Raw genomic sequence first — 21,149 nt, forward strand, 5'->3', positions numbered from 1 at the left:
TCGGCGGTCAGCGGGCCCGGCGGGACAGCCGACGGACGGCGTACAGCAGCGCGCTGGCGGCGAAGAGCACGGCGCCGACCGCCAGCCACTGGCCGAACCGCGCCCGGGGGGCCATGCCGGTCGCCGAGGCGTACGTGCCGTCACCGAGCCCGAGGATCCCGGGCAGGTAGACCAGCAGGAGCAGCCCCGCGCCGAGCGCCGGCACCCGGACGTGGTTCAGCACCGACGGGCGGCCGCCCCGGCCCCACCCGGCGCGCAGCACCCGGTCGACCGCCGCGTACGCCGGGAAGAGGACCAGGTCGTGCGCGATCGCCGCGCCCACGAACCACAGCAGCATCCGCCCGGCCGTCGGCTCGCCGGCCAGCCGCAGCGCGATCCACCCGGTGACCGCGAAGCAGCCGAGCAGGAGCAGCAGGTGCCAGAGCGCCGCGCCGTACGCCCGCCGGAACTCAGCCATCGAACGTGATCTCCTCCACCCACTTGGTGCAGTGCACCCCGGGCAGCGCGGGGACGATGATCCGCGCCGGGTAGCCGTGGTCCGGGCTGAGGTCGACGCCGTTGACCCGCAGGGCGAGCAGCGCGTCCGGGTCGGCCACCTGGTTGCCCTGCAGGGTCGCCTGGCGGAACAGGCCGCCGCGTTCCAGCGACCGGACCCGCGCCCCGGCCGGTCCCCCGGGGCCGACCAGGGCGGCGAGGTCACGCAGCCGGACCCCGGTCCAGGTCTGCGCGGTGGACCAGCCCTCCACACAGGCGATCGGCAGGGTGGCGGTGTGCTGGGTCATGGCCAGCAGCCGGGCCCGGTCCAGCGTGACCGTGCGGTCCGCGCCGCGCAGGGTCAGCCGCCAGTTCGGCCCGGTCTGCTCCGGCGTGACCCCGGCCGCGGCGACGCTGCGGTTGACCGGGAAGCCGTTCGGGCCGTCGTCGATCCGCCGGCCGCGCGGCAGCAGCAGCGCGGTGCGCCGCAGCGCGTCGACGCTCTGCCCGACGGTCAGCGCCGCCAGCAGCAGCGCCCCGCCGCCGACCAGGGCCAGCACGCCGCGCCGGCTCACCGTCGGCGATCCCGGCCGCCGGGCCACCAGGCCGTCCGGGTCCGCCGGCTCCGGCCGGGTCTCCGCCAGCGGCGTACGTTCGAAGCCCGGCCCGCGCAGCGCGGTGACCAGCCGGGGCAGTTTGATCGCCACATGGGTGACCAGGGCGACGGTGAAGATCCAGGCGCCGAACCAGTGCGCGGTGTAGAAGTCGAAGCCGAACAGGTACGCGTACTGGATGTTGAGCAGGCCGGTGGCGATCTGGAACAGGATCCCACCGACCAGCAGCAGCAGCGACAGCCGCTCCAGAACCTGGGCGACCGAGCGGGCCGGCGGCCATTCGAAGAGCTTGGGCACCACCGACCAGAGCTTGCCGAGGACCACCGGCACCAGCACGATCCCCAGCGTCACGTGCAGCCCCTGGGTGACCCGGAACAGCCAGGCGGGTCGGGTCGGCCAGGCGAAGGCCGGCGGGTGCAGCCAGCCCACGTCGCGGGGCAACGCCTGGCCCAGTCGCGGGCCGTAGGCGATCCAGTCGAGCAGCCCGGTGACGATCACCAGGGGCAGGGTGGCCAGCAGCACCGCGCCGAGCACCGAGGTCAGCCAGGGCCCGCGGACCGGGCTGCGCCAGGCGCGGGCGACCGCGTCGGCGCCCGGTGGCCGGTGCCGGTCGAGCCCGCGCCACAGCCGGGCCGGGACGGCGGACGGCCGGCCGTCCGGTGACGCTGGGCTGGTGGGCACGCTTCTCCTCCTGAGGTGTCCAGCCAGACGCTAGACGCCCGCGCCGCCGGGCGGTCCGCTTTGCCGCATTACCGAAGCCTTACCGCCGTCCCTTACGGAGTGCTGACGTCGACCACGAACCGGCCGGCCGGACCGCTGCGGTGCCCTAGCGTGGGCAGACATGCGGGTACTGGTCACCGGCGCCGCCGGATTCATCGGATCTCAGGTCGCCGACCTGCTGGTCGCCGAGGGACACGAGGCGGTCTGCCTGGACGCGCTGCTGCCGCAGGCGCACGGCGGCACGCTGCCGCAGTGGTCCCGGCGGCACGACCCGGTGGTCGGCGACGTACGGGACGCCGGGCTGCTGGACCGCCTGCTGCCCGGGGTGGACGCGGTCTGCCACCAGGCCGCGATGGTGGGACACGGGCTGGACCCGTCCGACGCCCCCGACTACGCCGGCCACAACGACCACGGCACGGCGGTGCTGCTCGCCGCGATGCACCGGGCCCGGGTGTTCCGGCTGGTGCTGGCCAGCTCCATGGTCGTCTACGGCGAGGGCCGCTACACCTGCGCCCGACACGGCGTGGTCCGACCCGCTCCGCGCCGCCCCGCCGACCTCGCCGCCGGCCGGTACGACCCGACCTGCCCGGACTGCGGCGACACCCTGGAGCCCGCGCTGGTCCCCGAGGACGCCCCGCTGGAGCCGCGCAGCACGTACGCGGCCAGCAAGCTCGCCCAGGAGCACTACGCTGCGGCCTGGGCCCGGCAGACCGGGGGCGGGGTGTGGGCGCTGCGCTACCACAACGTCTACGGGCCCCGGATGCCCCGCGACACCCCGTACGCCGGCGTCGCCTCGCTGTTCCGGTCGGCGCTCGCCGGCGGCCGGCCACCCCGGGTGTACGAGGACGGCCGGCAGCGCCGCGACTTCGTGCACGTCACCGACGTGGCCCGGGCGAACCTGCTGGCGCTCACCGCGCCCACCCCGGACGGCCTGGTCCCGGTGAACGTCTGCTCCGGCGAGCCGCACACGGTCGGCGACCTGGCGACCGAGCTGGCCCGGGCGATGGGCGGGCCGGAGCCGGAGGTGGTCGGTGGCGAGCGGGCGGCCGACGTCCGGCACGTGGTGGCCGATCCGGCCCGGGCCCGGGAACTGCTCGGCTACACCGCCCGGGTCCGCTTCGCCGACGGCATCACCGCCTTCGCCTCCGACCCGCTGCGCGAGCCCGCCGCCCTGGTCGGTTGACCGTGGCCGGCACGCCCGGGGCCGGCGGGAGTCAGATGCAGCTGGGCCGGACATCTCTCGGCGTGTAGGTGATCTGCACGAGGTAGGTCCCCCCGGCGGTGCTGAGCACCCGGAGACCCCACGTGCAGTGGGTCCCGTCCGCCTTCTGGGCGTCGAAGGCATGGGTGTCGTGGTCGAATGCCGTCCAGCCGCTGGGGCGGGCGAGGTCTGCGTAGAATCGCGTCACCTCGTCAGCGGCCCCGGCCCCGGTGACCTCGCGCTCGAGCATTCCGAGCCGGGGTGGCCCGGAACTCTCCCAACCACAGCTGACGGTCTCGGAGACCGCCCCGAGGGTGGCACCGGGTGGCGTCCGCGTCAGCACCGGCTCCTGACGCAGCGCGGCGACCGTCTTCGGGTCCGGGTGGCAGTCACGGGCGGAGCGGTCACCCGAGATGGCGTCGCCCAGGTCGCCACAGCCGCCGACGCACAGCCCCAACGCCGCCACCACGAGGCCGACACCGACCCGCTTCCCCACCCGACCCCCAAAAGACTCGCCCACGCTCGCGGCAACTTCCCCGAAACTGCTGTCTCCCGGCACGCTGAGGCAGCAACTTCCCCGAAGTTGCCCGGATCTTAAGCCCCGCACGGTCCGCGCACGCCGGGACCGTTGCGGGCATTCAGGAGACGGTGAAGAGCAGGTGGTTGACGGCGAGGGCGGTCAGGGCCTGCGCGGTCAGCCACCAGCGGCGGGCCGGCGCCGGCAGGTGTGCGGTGGCCACCAGCAGCCAGACGACGAACGGCAGCCAGATCCGTTCCACCTCGGCCTTGCTCATCCCGGACAGGTCAGCAACCAGCACCACCAGCGCGGCGGCGGCGGGCAGCAGCACGGTCGGCCCGAGCGCCACCACCCGCGCGACCGGCCCCCGTCCGCGCGCGGTCAGCCGCGCCACGGACCCGCCTGCGAGCGTGCCCACACGGCCGGCCGTGTGGTGCCCGGGCCGGCCCTCGCCGACCCCGGACCCGGCGGCGGCACCGCTCGACCGCCAGGTGGCCTGGGCCGCGAGCACGGTGCGGCGCAGCGCCGGCCCGAGCACCGGCCCGGCGGAGAGCAGCAGCGCCGCCAGGTTGGCCCAGACCCAGTAGCCGTACGGGCGGTCGCCCGCCCAGCCCTGGTAGTAGCGCTCGACGACCCGCGCGTACCCCTCCCACCAGCGGAAGCCCGCCAGCACGAAGAGCGCGGTCACCACGGCGACGCCGGCCGTCCCGGCGAGCAGCGCGGCGAGGCGGCCGCCCCGGCGCAACGCCACCACGGCCAGCGCCAGCGCGCCGACCAGCACGAACCCGTACGACAGGTGCAGCGCGAAGCCGAGCAGCAGCCCGCCGGCCAGCGCGGCGACCGGCCCGCGGATCGCCAGCAGGGCGAGTCCGGCGGCGACCACGCCGGTGAAGACCGCGTCGCCCGAGGCGCCCAGCCAGACCGCGCCCGGCAGCAGCACCAGGAACGGCAGCACCGTCCGCGCCGCGTCGGCGGCCCCCAGCGCCCGCAGGGTGGCCGGGACCGACACCACGGTGGTCGCCCCGACCAGCACGCAGCACAGTGCCGCGGCGGTGCCGCCGCCCAGGCCGACCCGGTCCAGCCAGACGAAGACCAGCAGCGCGCCCGGCGGGTGGCCGGCCGTGTGGGTGGACCAGGAGTCGGGTTGGAAGTCGAGGATCCGGTCGGTGAAACCGGCCAGCATCCGGGGGATGTCGGCCACCCCGGGCACCTCGTGCAGGTACTCCGCCTGCGGGGTGAGCCGCCGGGTCAGCCCGGCCGACCAGCCGTCCACCAGGGCCAGGGCCAGCGTCCAGGCGACCGCCGCCAGCCAGCCGGCGGCCAGCAGCGCCCCCCACCGGGCGCTACGCCCCCAGCGCAGGCCCGGCCCGAGCACGGCGGCGGCGACCAGCACCGCCAGCGGGGTGCCCCAGCCGATGTGCGGCCGCCAGGTGGCGTAGAGCGGGGCGGCGTCCGCGTGCAGGCCCACGCCGCGCCGGTTCAGCACCAGCCCGACCACGACCGCGGCGGCGAGCAACGCAGCCTCGACGGCCAGCACGAGCAGGTCGCCCCGGTCCCGGGACGCGGGGCGGCCCGCGGCGGCGGCCCGGGTCAGGGTGGGTGCGGGTCTCATGACGACCGGACGGTACGGCGTGCCCGGGCGCCGCGCCCGCCGAACCGGCGTCCCGTCACCGGACGGTAAGAAATCCCTGCTCGGTAAGGGTCTCGTAAGCACGATCGAGGCCTGCGCGGGCGCGAGCCGGCCTAGCGTCGGCGGCATGCCGACACAGATCGACGTGGTGCTGCCGTGCCTGGACGAGGCCGCCGCGCTGCCAGGTGTGCTGACCGCGCTGCCGCCCGGCTACCGGGCCATCGTGGTGGACAACGGCTCCCGGGACGGCTCGCCGGAGGTGGCCGCCCGGCACGGCGCCCGGGTGGTGCGCGAGCCCCGCCGGGGCTACGGGGCGGCCGTGCACACCGGGATCGAGCACGCCGAGACGGAGCTGGTCTGCGTCCTCGACGCCGACGGCTCGTTCGATCCCGGTGAGCTGCCCGCCCTGGTCGCCCCGGTGGCGGCCGGGACGGCCGACCTGTCGGTGGGCCGGCGCCGGCCGGTGCGCGCCGGGGTCTGGCCGTGGCACGCCCGGGCCGGCACCGCGCTGGTCGCCGCGCTGCTGCGGCAGCGGGGGGTGCCGCTGCGCGACCTCAGCCCGATCCGGGTGGCCCGCCGCGACGCGCTGCTCGCCCTCGGGATCACCGACCGGGCCTTCGGCTACCCCCTCGAACTGATGATCCGGGCCGCCGCGGCCGGCTGGCGAATCCACGAGCGGGACGTCGCATACGCCCCGCGCGCCGCCGGCACCCGCTCCAAGGTCTCCGGCTCGGTACGCGGCACCCTGCGGGCCACCCGCGACTTCGTCGCCGTGCTGCGCCAGGTGGAGGGTCGACGATGACCGTCCTGCTGGTGATGGCCAAGGCGCCCGTGGCGGGGGCGGTGAAGACCCGGCTCTGCCCGCCGGCCACCGCGGCGCAGGCGGCCCGGATCGCCGCCGCCGCGCTACGCGACACCCTGGACGCGGTCGCCGCCACCCCGAACGTCACGCCGGCGCTGGCGCTGGCCGGCCGGTTCGCCGACGCGGTGGACGGCGCGCGGCTCGCCGCCACGGTCGCCGGCTGGCCGGTCCTGCCGCAGCGGGGCGACGGCCTCGCCGCCCGGCTCGCGAACGCCCACGCCGCCGTGGCGGCGGCGTACCCGGGCGAGCCGGTGCTGCAGATCGGCATGGACACCCCGCAGCTGACCGCGGCGCGGCTGGCCGCGGCCGTACGCCGGTTGGCCGCGACCGGAACCGACGCGGTGCTGGGCCCGGCCGCCGACGGTGGCTGGTGGGCGCTGGGCCTGCGGGATCCCCGGCACGCGGCGGTGCTGCGGGGGGTGCCGATGTCCACCCCGGCCACCGGTCGGCTCACGGAGGCGGCGCTGGCCGGGCGGGGCCTGCGGACCGGGGCGCTGCCGGTGCTGCGGGACGTGGACAACTGGGCCGACGCCCTCGCGGTCGCCGACCTGGCTCCCGACGGCCGGTTCGCCCGGGAGGTCACCGCGCTGCGACACACCCTGGTCGTCGGGGGCCGCCGGTGATCGTCGACGGTTTCGGCGCCGCGCTGCGGCGGCGGGCGGCCGACCCGCACTGGCTCGTGCACGCCGACGGGACGCGCAGCCGGCTGCCGGTGGAGCGGTGGCACGGGCCGGCCGAGGCGGCGACGGCCGCGGTGGTCGCCCGCTGCGCCGGGCCGACGCTGGACCTGGGCTGCGGGCCGGGCCGGCTCACCCAGGAGCTCACCCGGGCCGGGCTCACCGCCCTCGGCGTGGACGTCTCGCCCCGGGCGGTGGCGCTGACCCGGGCGCGCGGTGCGGTCGCCGTGCAGGCCGACCTGTTCGATCCGTTGCCGGCGGAGGGCCGGTGGCGGCACGCGGTGCTGCTGGACGGCAACATCGGCATCGGCGGCGACCCGGTGACGCTGCTGCGGCGGTGCCGGGAGTTGCTGCAACCGGGCGGCAGTGTCCTGGTCGAGCTGGACCCGCCGGGCAGCGGCGCGTGGCAGGGGCAGGCGCACGTGGTCTCCGGCCGGCACCGGGGGCCGAGCTTCCGCTGGGCTCGGCTGGACACCCGGGCGGTGCACGAGGTGGCCGCGCCGGCCGGGCTGGCCGTCCGCGACGTCTACCCGGCCGGCCGACGCTGGTTCGCCGAGCTGGTCACGGCGTAGCGCTCCGGACGGTCCCGGCACCGAACCGGCACCGAACCGGCACCGGGACCGTCCGCTCAGCGCAGGATCCCGGCCAGGATGTCGACCTGGGCCGGGTCGTCGCCATAGCAATAGAGCACCAGCTCGTCCGCGCCGAACTCCCGGTACGCCCCGACCAGATCGGTGATCTCGCCCGGGTCGCTCACCGGCGCGCCCCAGCCGGGCCGGCCGGTGAACGCGTAGTAGTCGGCGACGGCGCGCCGCGCCCGGTCCACCGTCTCGGGCGGTCCGACCGCGACGTTCACCTGGCAGACCAGGCGTGGCCGGCCGGTCCGACCGGCCGCCGCCCACTGCTCACGGACGGTCTCCACCAGGGGACCCGCCCACCGCAACGGCGCGGCGCAGAGGAAGCCGTCGCCGTGGGCGGCGACCCGCCGCAGGGCGGCCGGCGCGAAACCGCCGATCAGAATCGGCGGCCCGGCCGGTGCGGCCGGGCGGGGGCCGATCGGCGATCCCGCGTACGGCTCGCCGCGCCAGATCCGGCGCAGCACGGGCAGTTGCTCGTCGAGCAGCCGACCCCGACGGTTGATCGGGGTGCCGGCGGCAGCGTGGTCGTCGGGGCGGCCCCCGACGCCGACACCGAGCACGAACCGCCCGCCGGACATCCGGTCGAGGGTGGCGACCTGCTTGGCCAGCAGCGCCGTGGCCCGCAGCGGGGCGAGGAGCACCTCCGTCTGCAACCGGATGCGGGTGGTCGCGCCGGCCAGGACGGCGAGCGCGACGAGCGGCTCGGGATTGTCGTAGGTGAGCCGGTCGAGCAGCGCGAGGGTGTCGAAGCCGGCGGCTTCGGCGCGGCGGGCCCAGGCGGGTAGCCGGCCCGGATCGCTGATGGGGAGGCCGAGGCCGAGATCCATGATGAACTCCTTGAGGAGGGCAGCGAACAGTGCTGTCGCCACCTCCTCCCCGCGACGGGCGGAGTCCCGGGTCCATCTGCGACGTGTTTCCGGACGCGGGATGCGGAGTTCCGCCGGGCACGATACCGCTCCGCGCGGTGGGCCGCCGCCCCGTTCCGTCAGTCGTCGAGGTCGGCGAGGTCGAGCCGGCGCAGCCGCTCCGGGTCGGCGATCACGTCGATGGTCGCGATCCGCCCGCCGGTGACCGTGAACGCCATCACCGACAGCGGGCGGCCGCCCGCGCTGACCAGAACGCCGGCCGCGCCGTTGACCAGCACCGGGCGGGCGAACGGGGAGAACCGTCCGAAGGTGACGGCCTGCCCGGCCACGGTCCGGGCGCCGGTGAGCACGGTGGTGTGCCGGGCCCGGGTGGCGCCGCCGTCGGCGCGCAGCACCACGTCGGGGTGCAGCACGGCGACCAGCTCGTCGAAGTCGCCGTCGCGGGCGGCGGCGAGGAACGCGTCGACGACCTCCCGCTGGCGGGACAGGTCCGGGTCGGGGACCGGGGCGCGGCCCTGCACCCGGCGCCGGGCCCGGCTGGCCAGCTGACGGGCGGCGGCCGGCGTCCGGTCGATCATGTCGCCGATCTCGTCGAAGGGCACGGCGAACATGTCGTGCAGCACGAACGCGAGCCGCTCGGTCGGGGTCAGGGTGTCCAGCACCACCAGCATCGCCAGCCCGACCGAGTCGGCCAGGACCGCCGCGTACGCCGGGTCGTCGGTCTCCTCGGTGCGGACCACCGGGTCGGGCATGCGCGTTTCGAGGGGTTCCTCGGGGTGGGCCCGCCGGGACCGCAGGGTGTTGAGGCAGACCCGGGCGACCACCGTGGTCAGCCAGGCGGCGAGGTTGTCCACCCCGCTGGTGTCGGTACGGGCCAGCCGCAGCCAGGCCTCCTGCACGGCGTCGTCGGCCTCGGCGTGCGAGCCGAGCATCCGGTACGCCACGGCCCGCAGCTGCGGCCGCTGCTGCTCGAACCGTTCGGCCAGCCAGCCGTCCTCGCCCATGTCCCGTCCCTTCGTCGCGGTGTCCCACCGAGCCGACCCCGAACGGCCCGCCCGTGTGACGTCATGTGACCCCGATCACTCCGGTCACACTTCCCGGTTCCCCGGGTTCGAGCGGGTGGAGCCACGACACCCTACGGAGGACGACATGACCGCACCCATCCTGGTCACCGGCGGCACCGGCACCCTCGGCCGGCTGGTCACCCCGCTGCTGCGCGACGCCGGGGGCCCCGTGCGGGTGCTCAGCCGCCGAGGCGGCCGCCCCGCCGACGGCGTCGCGCACGTGACCGCGGACCTGCTCACCGGCGCGGGGGTCGAGCCCGCGGTACGCGGTGTCGAGACCGTGCTGCACCTGGCCGGCGGGCAGAAGGGCGACGACGAGGCGACCCGCCACCTGGTCCGGGCCGCGCGGCGGGCCGGCGTACGGCACCTGGTCTACATCTCGGTCGTCGGCGCCGACCGGGTGCCGCTCGCCTGGCTGCGGTCCAAGCTGGACGCCGAGCGGGCCATCGCCGACTCGGGCATCCCGTGGACGACGCTGCGCGCCGCGCAGTTCCACGACCTCGTCCTGGCAATGGCGGAGAAGATGGCGAAGCTGCCGGTCGTGCCGGTGCCCGGCGGGCTCCGGTTCCAGCCGGTCGAGGCCCGTGAGGTGGCGGACCGGCTGGTCGAGCTGACCCTCGGCGCGCCGGCCGGCCTGGTGCCCGACCTGGTGGGCCCGCGTTTGTACGGGCTGGACGAGCTGATGCGGAGCTACCTGCGGGCGGTCGGCAAGCGGCGGCCGTTCCTGCCGGTCCGGATGCCCGGCAAGGCCGGGCGGGCGTACCGGAACGGCGACAACCTCACGCTCGACGGCGCGAGCGTCGGCGCGCGGACCTGGGAGGCGTTCCTGGCCGAGCGGCTCCCGCAGCCCGGCCCGGTGGCCGCCCGGCGGTGACCCGCGCGTCAGTCGAGCCGGTGGCCCAGGGACAACCCCGAGTCGGTGTAGCCGTGCCGGCCGTAGAAACGCACCGCGCCGGCGTTGCGGTGGTGGATACCGGCCGACAGATACCTGATCCCCCGGCCGGCGGCCCAGGCGTGGGCAGCGGCCAGCAACGCCGAGCCCACCCCGAGTCCTCGGGCGTCGGGCAGCACCACCGTGTGCACCTGCGCCGAGGGCTCGGGACGGAGGATCTGGTGCTCGGGCGGGTCGCCGTACCGCAGCACCTCGATCATCCCGACCACCCGGCCGTCGGGCGCCTCGGCGACGAGCACCGCGTCTCCCCCTGGCCCGTCGGCCACGGTGGCGGTGAAGTGGCGGACGACGGCCTCACGGCGCGGCACGCGGTAGACGTCCGGATCGAGGGAGCGATGCGCCTCGGCGTTGGCCATCCGCAACCCGACCAGCGCCGGGACGTCCGCCCCGGTCGCCGGCCGGACGATGACACCCGCCCGCGCGTACGGTTCGGCCGCCCCGCTCTCCATCGGGCGACCGTACCGGCTGGCCCGCTGGTGATCCAGGTCCCGCCGCACGACCCGATGTCGAGGCAAGCCCCGGCCCGGCCGACATACTGAAGTGGGACCCGGACGCGCCCGCCCCCGGATCGAGGACGGGCGCGCGGACCGGGGCGGTCAGCAGCAGCCGGCGGCAGCACCGCTGGTGACGGGCTCCTGGTCACCCGCGGAGGTGCAGCAGGCGCTCTCGGCGGCCTTCGCCAACTGCGGGCTGTCGGCCTTGACGGTGTAGACCTCCCAGGGCTCGTTGCCGGGGCCGCGCACCCAGACCTTGTCCTGGAGGGCGTAGCAGCACTCGGTGTCGTTCTCCTCCAGGGTGATCAGGCCGGCGTCGGTGAGGCGCCGGGTGGCGGCCGTCACCTCGTCGGTGCTGAACACCTCGACGCCCAGGTGGTCGAGCACGGTGGGCTGCTCGGGCTCACCTTCGAGCAGGACGAGCTTCAGGGGCGGGTTCTCGACGGCGAAGTTGGCGTAGCCGGGGCGGCGCTTGGCCGGTTCGACGCCGAACAGCTTGCTGTAGAAGGCGACGGAGCCTTCGAGGTCGGACACACGCAGGGCGAGCTGGACGCGGGACATGATCTTCCTCCTGATGGATTCAGCGGACGTGCGCCTCATGGCTTCGTCCTTGTCTAGATGATTTTCGAAGCAGGGACCCCACTGTGGCATGCTGTTTTCAAATCTGTCAACCTAGAGGCATGTCGAAACAAGACCTGCCGGTGGTGGACCTGAACGCGGTCGCCTGCTGCGCCCCGATCGCCGTCCGACCGATGGACGCGGATCAGGCGGCGGTGGTCGCGCCGATGTTCAAGGCGCTGGGCGACCCGATCCGGCTGCGCCTGATGTCGATGATCGCCTCGGTGCCGGAGATCTGCGTCTGCGACCTGACCCCGGCGTTCGACCTGTCCGGGCCGACCATTTCCCACCACCTCAAGGTGCTGCGGGAAGCCGGCCTGGTCGACTCCGAGCGGCGCGGCACCTGGGTCTGGTACCGGGTGAAGCCGGAGGCGTTCCGGCAGCTCGGCGCCCTGCTGGAGATCTCCGCCAACCGGACCGCCGGCGGCGGCGCGTGAGCCTCGCCCTGACCCGGCGGGCCTCGGCGGAATTCGCCGGTACCGCCCTGCTCGTCGCCGCCGTCGTCGGCTCCGGGATCGCCGCCGCCCGGCTCTCCCCCACCGACGTCGGGCTCCAACTGCTGGAGAACGCGATCGCCACCGCCCTCGCCCTGGGAGCGCTGATTCTGACCTTCGGCCCGGTGTCGGGCGCGCATTTCAACCCGGTGGTCTCCGCCGTCGACTGGTGGCTGGGTCGCCGGGCCGGCACCGGTCTGACCGCCCGGGACCTGGCCGCGTACACCGTGGCCCAGGTCGGCGGCGCGATCGCCGGCGCGGTCCTGGCCGACCTCATGTTCGGGCTGCCGGCCGTCGCCTGGTCCCGCACCGACCGGACCGGCGGGCACCTGTGGCTGGCCGAGGTGGTCGCCACCGCCGGCCTGGTCGTCCTGGTCTTCGCGCTGGCCCGCACCGGCCGCTCCGCCGCCGCCCCGGCCGCCGTCGGCGCCTGGATCGGCGCGGCGTACTGGTTCACCTCGTCCACCTCGTTCGCCAACCCCGCCGTCACCATCGGCCGGGCCTTCACCGACACCTTCGCGGGGATCGCCCCCACCTCCGTGCCAGGCTTCGTCGCCGCCCAGCTCGTCGGCAGCCTGGTCGCCGTCGCCGCCCTGGCCGCCTGGTATCCCGATGCCGCCGACGCGGCCGACGCCGTGGTCGTGCCCCGGCTGGCCGAGGAGAACCGATGACCATCAGCATCCGGCCCATGGGCGACGAGGACGTCGACGGCGTGCTGGAGATCTACCGGTTCGGCATCGCCACCGGCAACGCCACCTTCGAGACCGAGCCGCCGACCTGGGAGAAGTTCACCGCCGGCCGGCTGCCTGGCCACCGCTGGGTGGCCGTCGACCCCACCGGCCGGATGCTCGGCTGGGTCGCCTGCGCGGCGGTGTCCGACCGGTGCGTCTACGCCGGGGTCGTCGAGCACTCCGTCTACGTCCACCCGGACGCCCGCGGCCGGGGCGTCGGCCGCCTGCTGCTCGACGCCCTGATCGCCTCCACCGAGCAGGCCGGGATCTGGACCATCCAGTCCGGCGTGTTCCCCGAGAACACCGCCAGCCTCGCCCTCCATGCCGCCTGCGGCTGGCGCGTCGTCGGCACCCGCGAACGCGTCGGCCGCCACCACGGCGCCTGGCGCGACGTCACCCTCATCGAGCGCCGCAGTCCCACCATCAGCTGACCGGGAGACCACCGATGCCGGACAAGCCCACCGTCCTGTTCGTCTGCGTGCACAACGCGGGCCGCTCTCAGATGGCCGCCGGCTGGCTGCGCCACCTCGCCGGCGACGCCGTCGAGGTGCGCTCCGCCGGCAGCGCGCCCGCCGACCGGATCAACCCGGTCGCCGTGGCGGCGATGCGCGAGGTCGACATCGACATCACCGACCAGACCCCGGTACGCCTCACCTGGGACACCGCCGAGGCCAGCGACGTCATCGTCACCATGGGCTGCGGCGACGCGTGCCCGGTGTTCCCCGGCAAGCGCTACGAGGACTGGCCGCTCACCGACCCCGCCGGCCAGCCGATCGAGGTCGTCCGCCAGGTCCGCGACGAGATCAGGGAGCGGGTGACGGCGCTGCTGACCGAGCTACGCCCCTAGTAGCGCACCCGAACCCACTGGTCGAACCGGTTGGGCGGGTGTCAGCTGCCCTTGCCCGGTTCGGCGGCGGTGCCCTGCGGTTGCCCCACTTGTTGCAGGGGGGATGCGGACGGCACCGGGGTCTGGCCGGTCTCGGGTGGGTTGACGGGCAACGCCCCGAGGTGGAAGCGGCTCAGCAGGTCGGGCAGCAGGGTCGTGAGGGCGGTGACGGTGTTCTGCCGGTCGCCGCCGCCGTCGTGCAAGATCACGATGGCGCCCGGCCCGGTGCCCGTTGAGACGGTGGCGATGATCGCGGCTGCCGCCGGTTCCTCCCAGTCCCGGGGGTCCACTGCCCAGTGCAGGCTGGTCATGCCCAGGTCCTCGGCGACGGCGACGAGCTGCGGGGTCCAGTTCCCGCCCGGCTGGCGGAAGTACTTGATCGGGGCCCGCGGTGCAGCGGCGTGGATGGCCTGGCTGGTACGGAGCAGATCGCTCTCGATGCTCAGCCGCGGCCGACTGCCGAGGTCGAGGTCCTCGCTCCAGGTGTGGTTGCACAAGGTGTGACCGTCGGCCACGATGGCCCGCACGAGCTCCGGATATGCCTGGGCGTTCTTACCGAGCAGGCAGAACGTCGCCTTGACGTCGAACTGGCGCAGCGCTTTCAGGACGAGTGGCGTCCACGTGGGATCGGGGCCGTCGTTGAAGGTCAGCGCCACCTGCGCCGAGCCGGTGGTCATCAGGACACCGGCGGGGAAAGCGGATGCGGTGGCGGACGGCGTGTGATCGGACGGTGACGCGTGCCGCAACATGGGCCGGCCTATCAGATAGGCCCCGCTGAGCAGCACCGCCAGGACGACGGTCAGGACGGCGGCGACGCGCAGCGCCGGAAACCGGCGCATCAGGCTGTCCTTCGGCTGTCTGCCGCCACGGTCATGTCATAGCTGGCCACTGTCGCTCCTTCTTTCCATTCCGACAGCCGCCACGCTAGCTGGCAAACACCCCAAGCCGTGCCTATACGAACAAATCGCCCCACACCTGCCGTGCGATCGCCGACTCACCAGCCCACGGAGCTGAGGCTGATCGGGGTGAGCTGGCGTACCTGCGGCTCGATCCACTGGGCCGCCGTCACCAGCTTGACCAGCCGGTCGATGGTCTCCGGCGGGCCGGCGACGAAGCTGCGCCGGTCGGCCGGGCAGCCGTACCGGTCGTCGAAGCAGCCGCCGTCGAGGGCCCGGACCACCATGCCGGCCTCGGCGGCGAGCAGGATGCCGGCCGGCAGGTCGACCGCCTCGGGGCGGTAGCCGACGATGCCGTCGATGTCACCGCGCGCCAGCATCACCCAGGACAGCAGCGGCGCCCACAGTTGCAGCACCCGGCGGGCGGTGGAGTCGAGCACCACCTTCAGCGCGCGGGCGGTGCTGTCGTCGCGGCGTACCGCGTGGCCCTGGGTCCAGGCGAGCACCGGCGCGGCCGGAACCGGCCGGCGGGGCGCGAGCAGCGGGCGGCCGGTCGGGGCGGCAGCGTGCACGAACGCGCCCCGACCGCGTACGGCGGACCAGGTGCGGCCGGCCACCGGGTCGTGCACCACCCCGACCACCGGCGAGCCCCGCTCGCAGAGCGCGATCCCGACCACGTACGCGGGCAGACCGATGGCCACGTTGTTGGTGCCGTCGAGCGGGTCGACCAGCCACGCCCAGGACTGGTCGGGGGCGTACTCGCCGCCCTCCTCGGCGATCACCCCGTGCTCGGGCCACCGGGCCCGGATCCGGTCGACGATCAGCCGTTCGGCGGCCAGGTCCAGGTCGGTGACCAGGTCACCGGTGGCGTTCTTGGCCCGGGCGTGCAGCTGGCCCCGGGCGCCGCGACGCAGCAGCCGCCCGGCGGCGCGGGCCGCGTCCACCGCGAATTGGTGCGCCTCCCGCAGGTCAGGTCCGACGCATCTGCTCGGCTCCACGTCCATGGCTCCTCCCGCCACTCAGCCCCGTGCCACCAGGTGGGCGATCTCGCGCGCCAGCCGCGCGGTCTCCGCCACGTCGCACCGGTCCCGGCGGATCCGGTGACTGCGCCCGTCCACCGCACCGAGGCTCAGGTCCGACACGCCGGGCGTGGTCCGGCCGAGCGCCACGGTCACCGCCGGCCGCCCGGGGTCCACCTCGGAGGTGTGGAAGCCGCCGGCGCGCAGCGCGTACGAGTCGCCGGCGGAGTGCGACTCCACCGCGGCGGTGACCGCGGTGACCAGCCGATCGGTGGCGGCCATCTCGTCGATCTCGCCGCGGCTGTGCACCTCGTACACCCGCCAGTCGGGGTCGGCGGGCGCGTCGCTGACCTCGACCAGCTCGTTGCGGACCCGCCCGTGCAGCACATGGCTGAGCAGGTCCCAGCTGTGCGAGTGCATCGTCGAGGTGGTCGGCCGCGCGGCCGGCGGGCCGGCCGGCCAGGCGTGCACGCAGATCCCGTCCGGCCCGTCGCGCTCCACCGGCAGGCAGGTGAAGCCGAGCGGGTGGCGGACCGCCCGCAGCGCCCGGCGTCCCTCGGCGATGTCCCCGAGGACCACCAGCACCCAGTCGCGCAGCAGCTCCGGCCGGGTGCCCCGGTCGATCTCCCGTTCGAGGTCGGCGTAGCTCATCATGCGTACGGGTTCCTCGGCTGGACGGCCCGGCCGACGATGTCGGCGACCTCGCGGTCACCGAAGGACCGGGGTAGCGGCAGCCCGACCGCGGTGAAGAGTCGACGGACCTGTTCCACGGAGGGCTCGTCGTCGAGCTTGACCTGCGTGGCGGCCTCGATGGGCACCCGCCGACTCTGCTCGCGGCTGTACTGCAGCTCGATGTTGAAGCGGTTGTAGTAGAGCTCCCTGCGGTCGATCCGCAGCGCCGGGGTCTGCGGGTTCTCCTGCGTGATGATGACGCAGCTCGACGAGAGGTCGTACCGGAAGGTGGTCATCTGGGCGGAGAGCCGCACGTCGATGGTGAGCAGGCCGGAGCGTTGCAGGTGCCAGCAGGCGGCCAGCACGGTGGCGTACGACTCCTTGCGGGTGCGGTCGACGGTCCACCGCTCCCCCGGCGCGTCCGGGGCGAGGCTGCGCCGGAACCGCGCGTACCGCTCGCAGACCACCTCGTCGGTGGGGTCGATGATCTCGATGGCGACGTGCAGGGTGGCGTTGCGTTCGCGGGCGTGCTCCAGGCACTCGGGCAGGGTGACCGCGCGGGTGTAGGTGCCGGTGCCGCCCTTGAAGTTCCACCGGTCGGTGTGCCGGCGGGCCTCCGCGAGGGCCTGCCCGACCTCGCTGCCGTGCAGCACGCGGACCATCGAGACGCTGTCGATCGCCTCGCGGGCCCGGTTCAGCGCACCCTCCGGGCCGGTGATCTCGCGCATCTGGGGCACCAGCTCGGTGAGCCGGTCGCGGGTGTCCCGGACGACCTGCCGCACCTGCTGCTCCCTGGTCTCCCGGCGCAGCCGGTCCCGCAGCACCGCTTGGGCGAGCAGCCCGAGGACCAGCAGGATGGCGCTGTTGACCACGTCCTGGCTCACCGTGTTGGTCAGCCCGAGGACCGCCACGGTCACGGCCAGGATCAGCCCGATGAACGCGTCGAGATTGTTGACGACCCAGTTGAACAGGCGCGCCATGACGTCCCCCGGTCGACGACGGAACCTCCATGATAGCCCTTTGTCAATATCACGATCACGCGCTGTTCCGTGACGGTGGCGGAGCGCCGAGCCGCCGTGCCGCGCAGATCAGCGACCCGCCGAGCCCGGGCGCGCACCGGGCCAGCAGCCGGGAGGACACCCAGCGTCCACCGGGGAGCCGCCAACCCACCTGGTTGGAGCGGATCGCCAACGGCGCGAACCCGGCCCGGCAGAGCACCCGGCGCAGCAGCGACGCGGTGAAGGGGCGGATGTGCAGCCAGAGGTACGGGTGCAGCGGGTCCACCTGCCGCGGCGCCCGCCCGGCGAGGAAGGCCAGCCGGTCCTGAAGGGTCGCCAGGTTGGGGGTGGTGAGCACCAGCAGCCCGCCCGGGGCGAGCACCCGGTGGCACTCGCGCAGCAATGCCACCGGATCGTAGACGTGCTCGATCAGCTCGCCGGTGAGCAGCCCGGCGAAGCTGCCGGCGCGGAACGGCAGGCCGCGGGTGGCGTCGAGGCAGACCGGCAGGGCCCGGCCGGCCACGGCCCGCCGGGCGTCGCTCAGCGCGGTCTCCGCCATGTCGGCCACCACCAGCGGCCCGGGCAGCTCCGCCGGGTCGAGCATGCTGCGCGGGCCGCAGCCCAGCTCCAGCACCGGCCCGGCCCCGGCGACGCCGTCGACCACCAGCCGGGCCGCGACCGCGCGGCGGATCCGATGGTACGGGTCGTCGACGTACCCGTTGACCTGCGCGCCGTCGTGGTAGCTACGCCGGTTGGCGCGGCGGCCGTGGGCCTGCGCGCTGCGCGACGGGACCCCGGTCGGCGGCTCGGCCATCGCACCCTCCACTGCGGTCGTCGCCCCGGGGGCGGCGGCGCCCGCCTTCAGCCTCGCACCGTACCCGGTGAGGTGGCCGGAAATCCGTGCCGGCGTCGGGGCGGCGGTTCTCGCGCGCGCAGGTCGTGCGGTCCGGCCGCCGCTCAGCGGCGGGCGTCGAGGAGCCGGTCGAGCACGCTGGCCGCGCTGATCAGCGACAGGTGGCTGAACGCCTGCGGGAAGTTTCCGACCTGCGCACCGCTCGGCGCGACCTCCTCCGAGTAGAGGCCGAGATGGTTGCTGTACGTGAGCATCTTCTCGAAGGTGAGCCGGGCGTCGTCGAGCCGACCCGACTCGGCGAGCGCCCGGACGTACCAGAAGGTGCACATGGAGAAGGTGCCCTCGTTACCGGCCAGGCCGTCCGGGGACGCCTGCGGGTTGTACCGGTAGACCAGGCTGTCGGAGACCAGCTCCGCGTCCATCGCCCGCAGCGTCGACTGCCACATCGGGTCCGTCGGTGAGATGAAGCCGGCGGCCGGCATGAAGAGCAGCGACGCGTCCAGGATGTCGGTGCCGTAGTGCTGGACGAAGGCCTCCCGGCCCGGATGGAAGCCGCGCTCGATGATCTGGTCGTAGACCAGGTTCCGGGCCGCCGCCCAGCGGACCACGTCGCCGGGGCGGCCGTTGTCCTGGGCCAGCCGGATCGCCCGGTCGAAGGCCACCCAGGACATCAGCCGGCCGTAGGTGAAGTCCTGCCGGCCGGCCCGGGTCTCCCAGATGCCGTCCTCCGGCTGGTCCCAGTGCTCGCAGAGCCAGTCGATCATCTCGACCGCGCTGCGCCACCCCTCGTGGGACCCGCGCAGGCCCTGCTGGTTCGCCAGGTGCAGGCAGTTCATCGCCTCACCGAAGATGTCCAGTTGCAGCTGGCGGGCCGCGTCGTTGCCGACGCGCACCGGCCTCGACCCGCGGTAGCCCTCCAGATGCGGCAGCCTCTCCTCGGCAAGATCCCGGGAACCGTCCACCCGGTACATGATCTGCACCGGCTCGCCGCACTCGTCGGCCTCCCGGATCCGCTGGGTGAGCCAGTCGAGGTAGCCCTGCGCCTCGGCGGTGAAGCCCAGGCTGAGCAGGGCGTGCACCGAGAGCGAGGCGTCCCGGACCCAGGTGTAGCGGTAGTCCCAGTTGCGCTCGCCGCCGACCTGCTCCGGCAGGCCGGCGGTCGGGGCGGCGACCAGGCCGCCGGTCGGCGCGTACGTCATCAGCTTCAGCGTCATCGCGGAGCGCTCCACCATCTCCCGCCACCGCCCGGTATAGCGGGAACAGTCGAGCCAGCGCCGCCAGAAGTCGCGGGTCCGCTCGTACATCTCCACGACCTCGGCCGGGGTGACCACCCGCGGCGGGTCAGGAGAGGCGGTGCGCAGCACCACGCCACCCGTGTCCCCCTCCCGCAGGGTCCCCATCACGCTGACCCCGCCCTGCTCGTCCTGCTGAAAGGCCTCGGCGTTCAGCAGCATCCCGCCCTGACGCACCCGGTTGACGGTGACGCTGAGGCTCCGGCTACGGAACGCCGCGCCGTCGACGGTGCAGTCGATCGTGTGCGGTTCCCGGCCGTAGTCGAAGCGCGGCTGGCACTTCAGCACGAACCGCATGGTGCCGCGCACCACCCGGATCATCCGAACGATGCAGTGCCGGTCGGTGGCCACATCCCCCGCCACCGGCATGAAGTCGAGGAGCTCCCCCACCCCGTCCGGGCTCAGGAAACGGGTGATCAGAATCGGCGTGCCGGGCAGGTAGAGCTGCTTGCTGACGTAGTCGACGCCGCAGGGCGAAATCTGGAAAAATCCGCCCTTTCGCCGGTCCAGCAGCCCGCCGAAGATGCTCGGCGAGTCGAACCGGGGCGCGCAGAACCAGTCAAGCGTGCCGTCCCGGCTGATCAACGCGGCGGTCTGCAGGTCTCCGATCAGCCCGTGGTTCTCCACCGCCGGGTACGACTCCACCACGAACCTCCCCGTTCGTCGTGCGGGCCGCATACCCGCTGTCGCGGGCGACATGCCGACCCGGCTCATCGGCGCCCACCCGGCGGACCGGCAGTCGTACCCTTGGCGCGGTGAGCTCCGACGCGCTGCACCGCGCCCTCACCTCGCCGGGCGACCCACCGCTGCGTCCCCTGCCCGACCAGGTCGCCGCGCTGCTGGTGGCGCTGCACGCGCCGCCCCGGTTGGCCGCCCACCTGCGCGCCGTGCACGACGTGGCCACGCAGCTCACCGACGCACTGGCGGAGCGGTTCCCGCAGCTCGCGGTCGACCGAACGGCGGTGCTCTTCGGCGCGGCCAGCCACGACATCGGCAAGGTCGTGCACCCGGAGGAACTGTCCGGGCCCGGCTCCGCGCACGAGCCCGCCGGCCGCGACCTGCTGGTGGGACACGGGGTGTCGCCGACGCTGGCCCGGTTCGCGGCCACCCACGCCGCCTGGCGGCAGCCCGGGATCGGCGTCGACGACCTGCTGGTCAGCGTGGCCGACAAGGTGTGGAAGGGCAAGCGGGTCGGCGACCTGGAGGACCTGGTCGTGGACCGGCTGGCCGCCGTCACCGGCCGCGAGCGGTGGTCGGTGTTCCTGGAACTGGACGAGATCCTCGACCGGCTCGCGGCCGACGCGGACCGCCGGCTCGCCTTCCAGGCCCTCCATCCGGTACAGGACAGCCGCGCGGACTTCCGCCCCCTAACCTGAGTCGATGAAACCACGGCGGTGGTGGCCGGCGGCGGTGCTGCTGACCCTGGCGGCCCTGACCGGGTGTGCGCGGGCGGACGGGGCGGACGGTCCCCGGGTGCCGGGCTGCGCCGTGCCGCAGCAGGAGAACGCGCTGCTCGACGCGTACGCGAAGGATCCCGTCCTGGCGGTCCGGCCGACGGGCGCCCGGCCTGTCGGGGACGTCGTCCGCAGCACCGGGTGCCACCAGTTGAACAAGGAGGACGTCTCGAACACCTCGGTGACGCTCTCCTGGCGTCCGGACCGCGACATCGACGGCGCCACCCTGCGCCGGCTCTACGACCCGGTCGCCGGCGACGCCGGCTGGCGGTACGCGGTGGACCCCGACGCCGTGCCCGGCGTGGCGGGCGAGACGACCCTCACCTACTGCCGCAGGGTGCACGGGATCACGAGCCGGCTGCTGATCCGGGCGCAGGCCGCGCAACTGATGGACGTGCGACCCAGCTCGGCGGACCGGCCGCCCTCCCCACAGTGGTCGGTGGTCAGTCCCGCCCTGATCTACCTCACCATCTACGCCGCCCCGGCCTGCCCGCGCCCCTGAACCCGGAAACCGGATGGCGGGCCGG

24 protein-coding genes and 1 pseudogene are annotated in these 21,149 nt (G+C 74.6%); 11 read left to right on the forward strand and 14 right to left on the reverse strand.

All coding sequences use genetic code 11. The annotated features are described in order from the left end of the window. Positions 1–7: 7 nt before the first annotated feature. Positions 8–457 (reverse strand): hypothetical protein, encoded by a 450-nt coding sequence (locus ACZ6S5_RS03380; protein WP_465997286.1) that lies wholly within the window; start codon positions 455–457, stop codon positions 8–10. Further along, on the reverse strand, positions 450–1,769 hold the full coding sequence (locus ACZ6S5_RS03385) for a molybdopterin-dependent oxidoreductase (RefSeq protein WP_465997287.1): 1,320 nt from the start codon (positions 1,767–1,769) through the stop codon (positions 450–452). The genes ACZ6S5_RS03380 and ACZ6S5_RS03385 overlap by 8 nt, the downstream gene beginning before the upstream one ends. 160 nt (positions 1,770–1,929) lie before the next feature. On the opposite strand from ACZ6S5_RS03385, the gene ACZ6S5_RS03390 reads away from it, so the two are divergent. Further along, positions 1,930–2,991, forward strand: a complete 1,062-nt coding sequence (locus ACZ6S5_RS03390) for an NAD-dependent epimerase/dehydratase family protein (protein ID WP_465997289.1) — start codon at positions 1,930–1,932, stop codon at positions 2,989–2,991. A gap of 31 nt (positions 2,992–3,022) precedes the next feature. On the opposite strand, the gene ACZ6S5_RS03395 is transcribed toward ACZ6S5_RS03390, so the two are convergent. After that, positions 3,023–3,505, reverse strand: coding sequence for a hypothetical protein (locus tag ACZ6S5_RS03395; RefSeq protein ID WP_465997291.1), 483 nt, complete (start codon positions 3,503–3,505; stop codon positions 3,023–3,025). A 142-nt stretch (positions 3,506–3,647) separates the two neighbouring features. Further along, positions 3,648–5,138 carry a hypothetical protein gene (locus ACZ6S5_RS03400; RefSeq protein WP_465997293.1) on the reverse strand — a complete coding sequence of 497 codons (1,491 nt, stop codon included), beginning with the start codon at positions 5,136–5,138 and terminating at the stop codon, positions 3,648–3,650. Positions 5,139–5,283: 145 nt separating this feature from the next. Here ACZ6S5_RS03400 and ACZ6S5_RS03405 point away from each other — a divergent pair, with 145 nt between their 5' ends. From ACZ6S5_RS03405 to ACZ6S5_RS03415, 3 genes are read left to right on the forward strand one after another with little or no spacing between them, the layout of a single operon-like run. After that, entirely contained in the window at positions 5,284–5,958 is a 675-nt protein-coding gene (locus ACZ6S5_RS03405; RefSeq protein ID WP_465997295.1) for a glycosyltransferase family 2 protein, read from the forward strand. Further along, a complete protein-coding gene (locus ACZ6S5_RS03410) occupies positions 5,955–6,641 on the forward strand; it encodes a TIGR04282 family arsenosugar biosynthesis glycosyltransferase (RefSeq protein ID WP_465997297.1) in 687 nt (228 codons plus the stop codon). The genes ACZ6S5_RS03405 and ACZ6S5_RS03410 overlap by 4 nt, the downstream gene beginning before the upstream one ends. Continuing rightward, the gene (locus ACZ6S5_RS03415) at positions 6,638–7,267 is read left to right on the forward strand and encodes a class I SAM-dependent methyltransferase (RefSeq protein WP_465997299.1); all 630 of its coding nucleotides are present in this window, start codon (positions 6,638–6,640) and stop codon (positions 7,265–7,267) included. The genes ACZ6S5_RS03410 and ACZ6S5_RS03415 overlap by 4 nt, the downstream gene beginning before the upstream one ends. 56 nt (positions 7,268–7,323) lie before the next feature. Here ACZ6S5_RS03415 and ACZ6S5_RS03420 read toward each other — a convergent pair whose 3' ends face one another. Beyond that, positions 7,324–8,202, reverse strand: coding sequence for an LLM class flavin-dependent oxidoreductase (locus ACZ6S5_RS03420; protein ID WP_465997301.1), 879 nt, complete (start codon positions 8,200–8,202; stop codon positions 7,324–7,326). Between the two features lie 116 nt (positions 8,203–8,318). Continuing rightward, positions 8,319–9,203: an RNA polymerase sigma factor SigJ gene (gene sigJ, locus ACZ6S5_RS03425; protein ID WP_465997303.1), complete on the reverse strand. Its 885-nt coding sequence runs from the start codon at positions 9,201–9,203 to the stop codon at positions 8,319–8,321. A gap of 145 nt (positions 9,204–9,348) precedes the next feature. On the opposite strand from sigJ, the gene ACZ6S5_RS03430 reads away from it, so the two are divergent. Further along, the gene (locus ACZ6S5_RS03430) at positions 9,349–10,137 is read left to right on the forward strand and encodes an SDR family oxidoreductase (protein WP_465997305.1); all 789 of its coding nucleotides are present in this window, start codon (positions 9,349–9,351) and stop codon (positions 10,135–10,137) included. A gap of 8 nt (positions 10,138–10,145) precedes the next feature. Here ACZ6S5_RS03430 and ACZ6S5_RS03435 read toward each other — a convergent pair whose 3' ends face one another. Together ACZ6S5_RS03435 and ACZ6S5_RS03440 are read right to left on the reverse strand one after the other, a co-directional pair. Beyond that, the gene (locus ACZ6S5_RS03435; RefSeq protein ID WP_465997307.1) at positions 10,146–10,664 is read right to left on the reverse strand and encodes a GNAT family N-acetyltransferase; all 519 of its coding nucleotides are present in this window, start codon (positions 10,662–10,664) and stop codon (positions 10,146–10,148) included. 147 nt (positions 10,665–10,811) lie between these two features. Then, the gene (locus tag ACZ6S5_RS03440) at positions 10,812–11,270 is read right to left on the reverse strand and encodes an ArsI/CadI family heavy metal resistance metalloenzyme (protein ID WP_465997309.1); all 459 of its coding nucleotides are present in this window, start codon (positions 11,268–11,270) and stop codon (positions 10,812–10,814) included. A gap of 119 nt (positions 11,271–11,389) precedes the next feature. Between ACZ6S5_RS03440 and ACZ6S5_RS03445 the strand changes: the two genes are divergently transcribed. The 4 genes and pseudogenes from ACZ6S5_RS03445 (at position 11,390) to ACZ6S5_RS03460 (ending at position 13,399) form a co-directional block, all read left to right on the forward strand. Continuing rightward, positions 11,390–11,764, forward strand: coding sequence for an ArsR/SmtB family transcription factor (locus ACZ6S5_RS03445; RefSeq protein WP_465997311.1), 375 nt, complete (start codon positions 11,390–11,392; stop codon positions 11,762–11,764). Further along, positions 11,761–12,468, forward strand: a pseudogene (locus ACZ6S5_RS03450) (aquaporin); the annotation flags it as partial. The gene ACZ6S5_RS03445 and the pseudogene ACZ6S5_RS03450, both read left to right, overlap by 4 nt. Before the next feature lie 20 nt (positions 12,469–12,488). Beyond that, positions 12,489–12,983, forward strand: a complete 495-nt coding sequence (locus tag ACZ6S5_RS03455; RefSeq protein ID WP_465997313.1) for a GNAT family N-acetyltransferase — start codon at positions 12,489–12,491, stop codon at positions 12,981–12,983. A gap of 14 nt (positions 12,984–12,997) precedes the next feature. After that, positions 12,998–13,399 (forward strand): arsenate reductase ArsC, encoded by a 402-nt coding sequence (locus tag ACZ6S5_RS03460; RefSeq protein WP_465997315.1) that lies wholly within the window; start codon positions 12,998–13,000, stop codon positions 13,397–13,399. A 41-nt stretch (positions 13,400–13,440) separates the two neighbouring features. Here the strand turns inward: ACZ6S5_RS03460 and ACZ6S5_RS03465 are convergent, their stop codons facing one another. The 6 genes from ACZ6S5_RS03465 to ACZ6S5_RS03490 all read right to left on the reverse strand — a co-directional run bounded on the left by ACZ6S5_RS03465 (position 13,441) and on the right by ACZ6S5_RS03490 (position 19,813). Further along, positions 13,441–14,277 (reverse strand): polysaccharide deacetylase family protein, encoded by an 837-nt coding sequence (locus ACZ6S5_RS03465; RefSeq protein WP_465997317.1) that lies wholly within the window; start codon positions 14,275–14,277, stop codon positions 13,441–13,443. Between the two features lie 155 nt (positions 14,278–14,432). Next, positions 14,433–15,338, reverse strand: a complete 906-nt coding sequence (locus ACZ6S5_RS03470; protein ID WP_465997319.1) for an inositol monophosphatase family protein — start codon at positions 15,336–15,338, stop codon at positions 14,433–14,435. A 15-nt stretch (positions 15,339–15,353) separates the two neighbouring features. Beyond that, complete coding sequence (locus ACZ6S5_RS03475) at positions 15,354–16,007, reverse strand: hypothetical protein (protein ID WP_465997321.1); 654 nt, start codon at positions 16,005–16,007, stop codon at positions 15,354–15,356. Further along, on the reverse strand, positions 16,004–17,005 hold the full coding sequence (locus ACZ6S5_RS03480) for a hypothetical protein (protein WP_465997322.1): 1,002 nt from the start codon (positions 17,003–17,005) through the stop codon (positions 16,004–16,006). Before ACZ6S5_RS03480 ends, ACZ6S5_RS03475 begins: the two co-directional genes overlap by 4 nt. Before the next feature lie 55 nt (positions 17,006–17,060). Beyond that, entirely contained in the window at positions 17,061–17,837 is a 777-nt protein-coding gene (locus ACZ6S5_RS03485) for a class I SAM-dependent methyltransferase (protein ID WP_465997324.1), read from the reverse strand. A gap of 143 nt (positions 17,838–17,980) precedes the next feature. Continuing rightward, positions 17,981–19,813, reverse strand: a complete 1,833-nt coding sequence (locus tag ACZ6S5_RS03490) for a glycoside hydrolase family 15 protein (RefSeq protein WP_465997326.1) — start codon at positions 19,811–19,813, stop codon at positions 17,981–17,983. 110 nt (positions 19,814–19,923) lie between these two features. Between ACZ6S5_RS03490 and ACZ6S5_RS03495 the strand changes: the two genes are divergently transcribed. Both ACZ6S5_RS03495 and ACZ6S5_RS03500 read left to right on the forward strand, forming a co-directional pair. Then, a complete protein-coding gene (locus ACZ6S5_RS03495; RefSeq protein WP_465997328.1) occupies positions 19,924–20,544 on the forward strand; it encodes an HD domain-containing protein in 621 nt (206 codons plus the stop codon). A gap of 4 nt (positions 20,545–20,548) precedes the next feature. Beyond that, on the forward strand, positions 20,549–21,124 hold the full coding sequence (locus ACZ6S5_RS03500; RefSeq protein WP_465997330.1) for a hypothetical protein: 576 nt from the start codon (positions 20,549–20,551) through the stop codon (positions 21,122–21,124). The last annotated feature ends 25 nt before the right edge of the window (positions 21,125–21,149 follow it).

It is taken from the genome of Micromonospora sp. NPDC051924 (assembly GCF_055586005.1).

Coding starts and splice junctions, on each gene's coding strand:
- ACZ6S5_RS03380 (WP_465997286.1), bottom strand. CDS start 457: ATGGCTGAGTTCCGGCGGGCGTACGGCGCGGCGCTCTGGCACCTGCTG.
- ACZ6S5_RS03390 (WP_465997289.1), top strand. CDS start 1,930: ATGCGGGTACTGGTCACCGGCGCCGCCGGATTCATCGGATCTCAGGTC.
- ACZ6S5_RS03400 (WP_465997293.1), bottom strand. CDS start 5,138: ATGAGACCCGCACCCACCCTGACCCGGGCCGCCGCCGCGGGCCGCCCC.
- ACZ6S5_RS03405 (WP_465997295.1), top strand. CDS start 5,284: ATGCCGACACAGATCGACGTGGTGCTGCCGTGCCTGGACGAGGCCGCC.
- ACZ6S5_RS03410 (WP_465997297.1), top strand. CDS start 5,955: ATGACCGTCCTGCTGGTGATGGCCAAGGCGCCCGTGGCGGGGGCGGTG.
- sigJ (WP_465997303.1), bottom strand. CDS start 9,203: ATGGGCGAGGACGGCTGGCTGGCCGAACGGTTCGAGCAGCAGCGGCCG.
- ACZ6S5_RS03430 (WP_465997305.1), top strand. CDS start 9,349: ATGACCGCACCCATCCTGGTCACCGGCGGCACCGGCACCCTCGGCCGG.
- ACZ6S5_RS03435 (WP_465997307.1), bottom strand. CDS start 10,664: ATGGAGAGCGGGGCGGCCGAACCGTACGCGCGGGCGGGTGTCATCGTC.
- ACZ6S5_RS03440 (WP_465997309.1), bottom strand. CDS start 11,270: ATGTCCCGCGTCCAGCTCGCCCTGCGTGTGTCCGACCTCGAAGGCTCC.
- ACZ6S5_RS03445 (WP_465997311.1), top strand. CDS start 11,390: ATGTCGAAACAAGACCTGCCGGTGGTGGACCTGAACGCGGTCGCCTGC.
- ACZ6S5_RS03455 (WP_465997313.1), top strand. CDS start 12,489: ATGACCATCAGCATCCGGCCCATGGGCGACGAGGACGTCGACGGCGTG.
- ACZ6S5_RS03460 (WP_465997315.1), top strand. CDS start 12,998: ATGCCGGACAAGCCCACCGTCCTGTTCGTCTGCGTGCACAACGCGGGC.
- ACZ6S5_RS03465 (WP_465997317.1), bottom strand. CDS start 14,277: ATGCGCCGGTTTCCGGCGCTGCGCGTCGCCGCCGTCCTGACCGTCGTC.
- ACZ6S5_RS03470 (WP_465997319.1), bottom strand. CDS start 15,338: ATGGACGTGGAGCCGAGCAGATGCGTCGGACCTGACCTGCGGGAGGCG.
- ACZ6S5_RS03475 (WP_465997321.1), bottom strand. CDS start 16,007: ATGATGAGCTACGCCGACCTCGAACGGGAGATCGACCGGGGCACCCGG.
- ACZ6S5_RS03480 (WP_465997322.1), bottom strand. CDS start 17,005: ATGGCGCGCCTGTTCAACTGGGTCGTCAACAATCTCGACGCGTTCATC.
- ACZ6S5_RS03485 (WP_465997324.1), bottom strand. CDS start 17,837: ATGGCCGAGCCGCCGACCGGGGTCCCGTCGCGCAGCGCGCAGGCCCAC.
- ACZ6S5_RS03500 (WP_465997330.1), top strand. CDS start 20,549: ATGAAACCACGGCGGTGGTGGCCGGCGGCGGTGCTGCTGACCCTGGCG.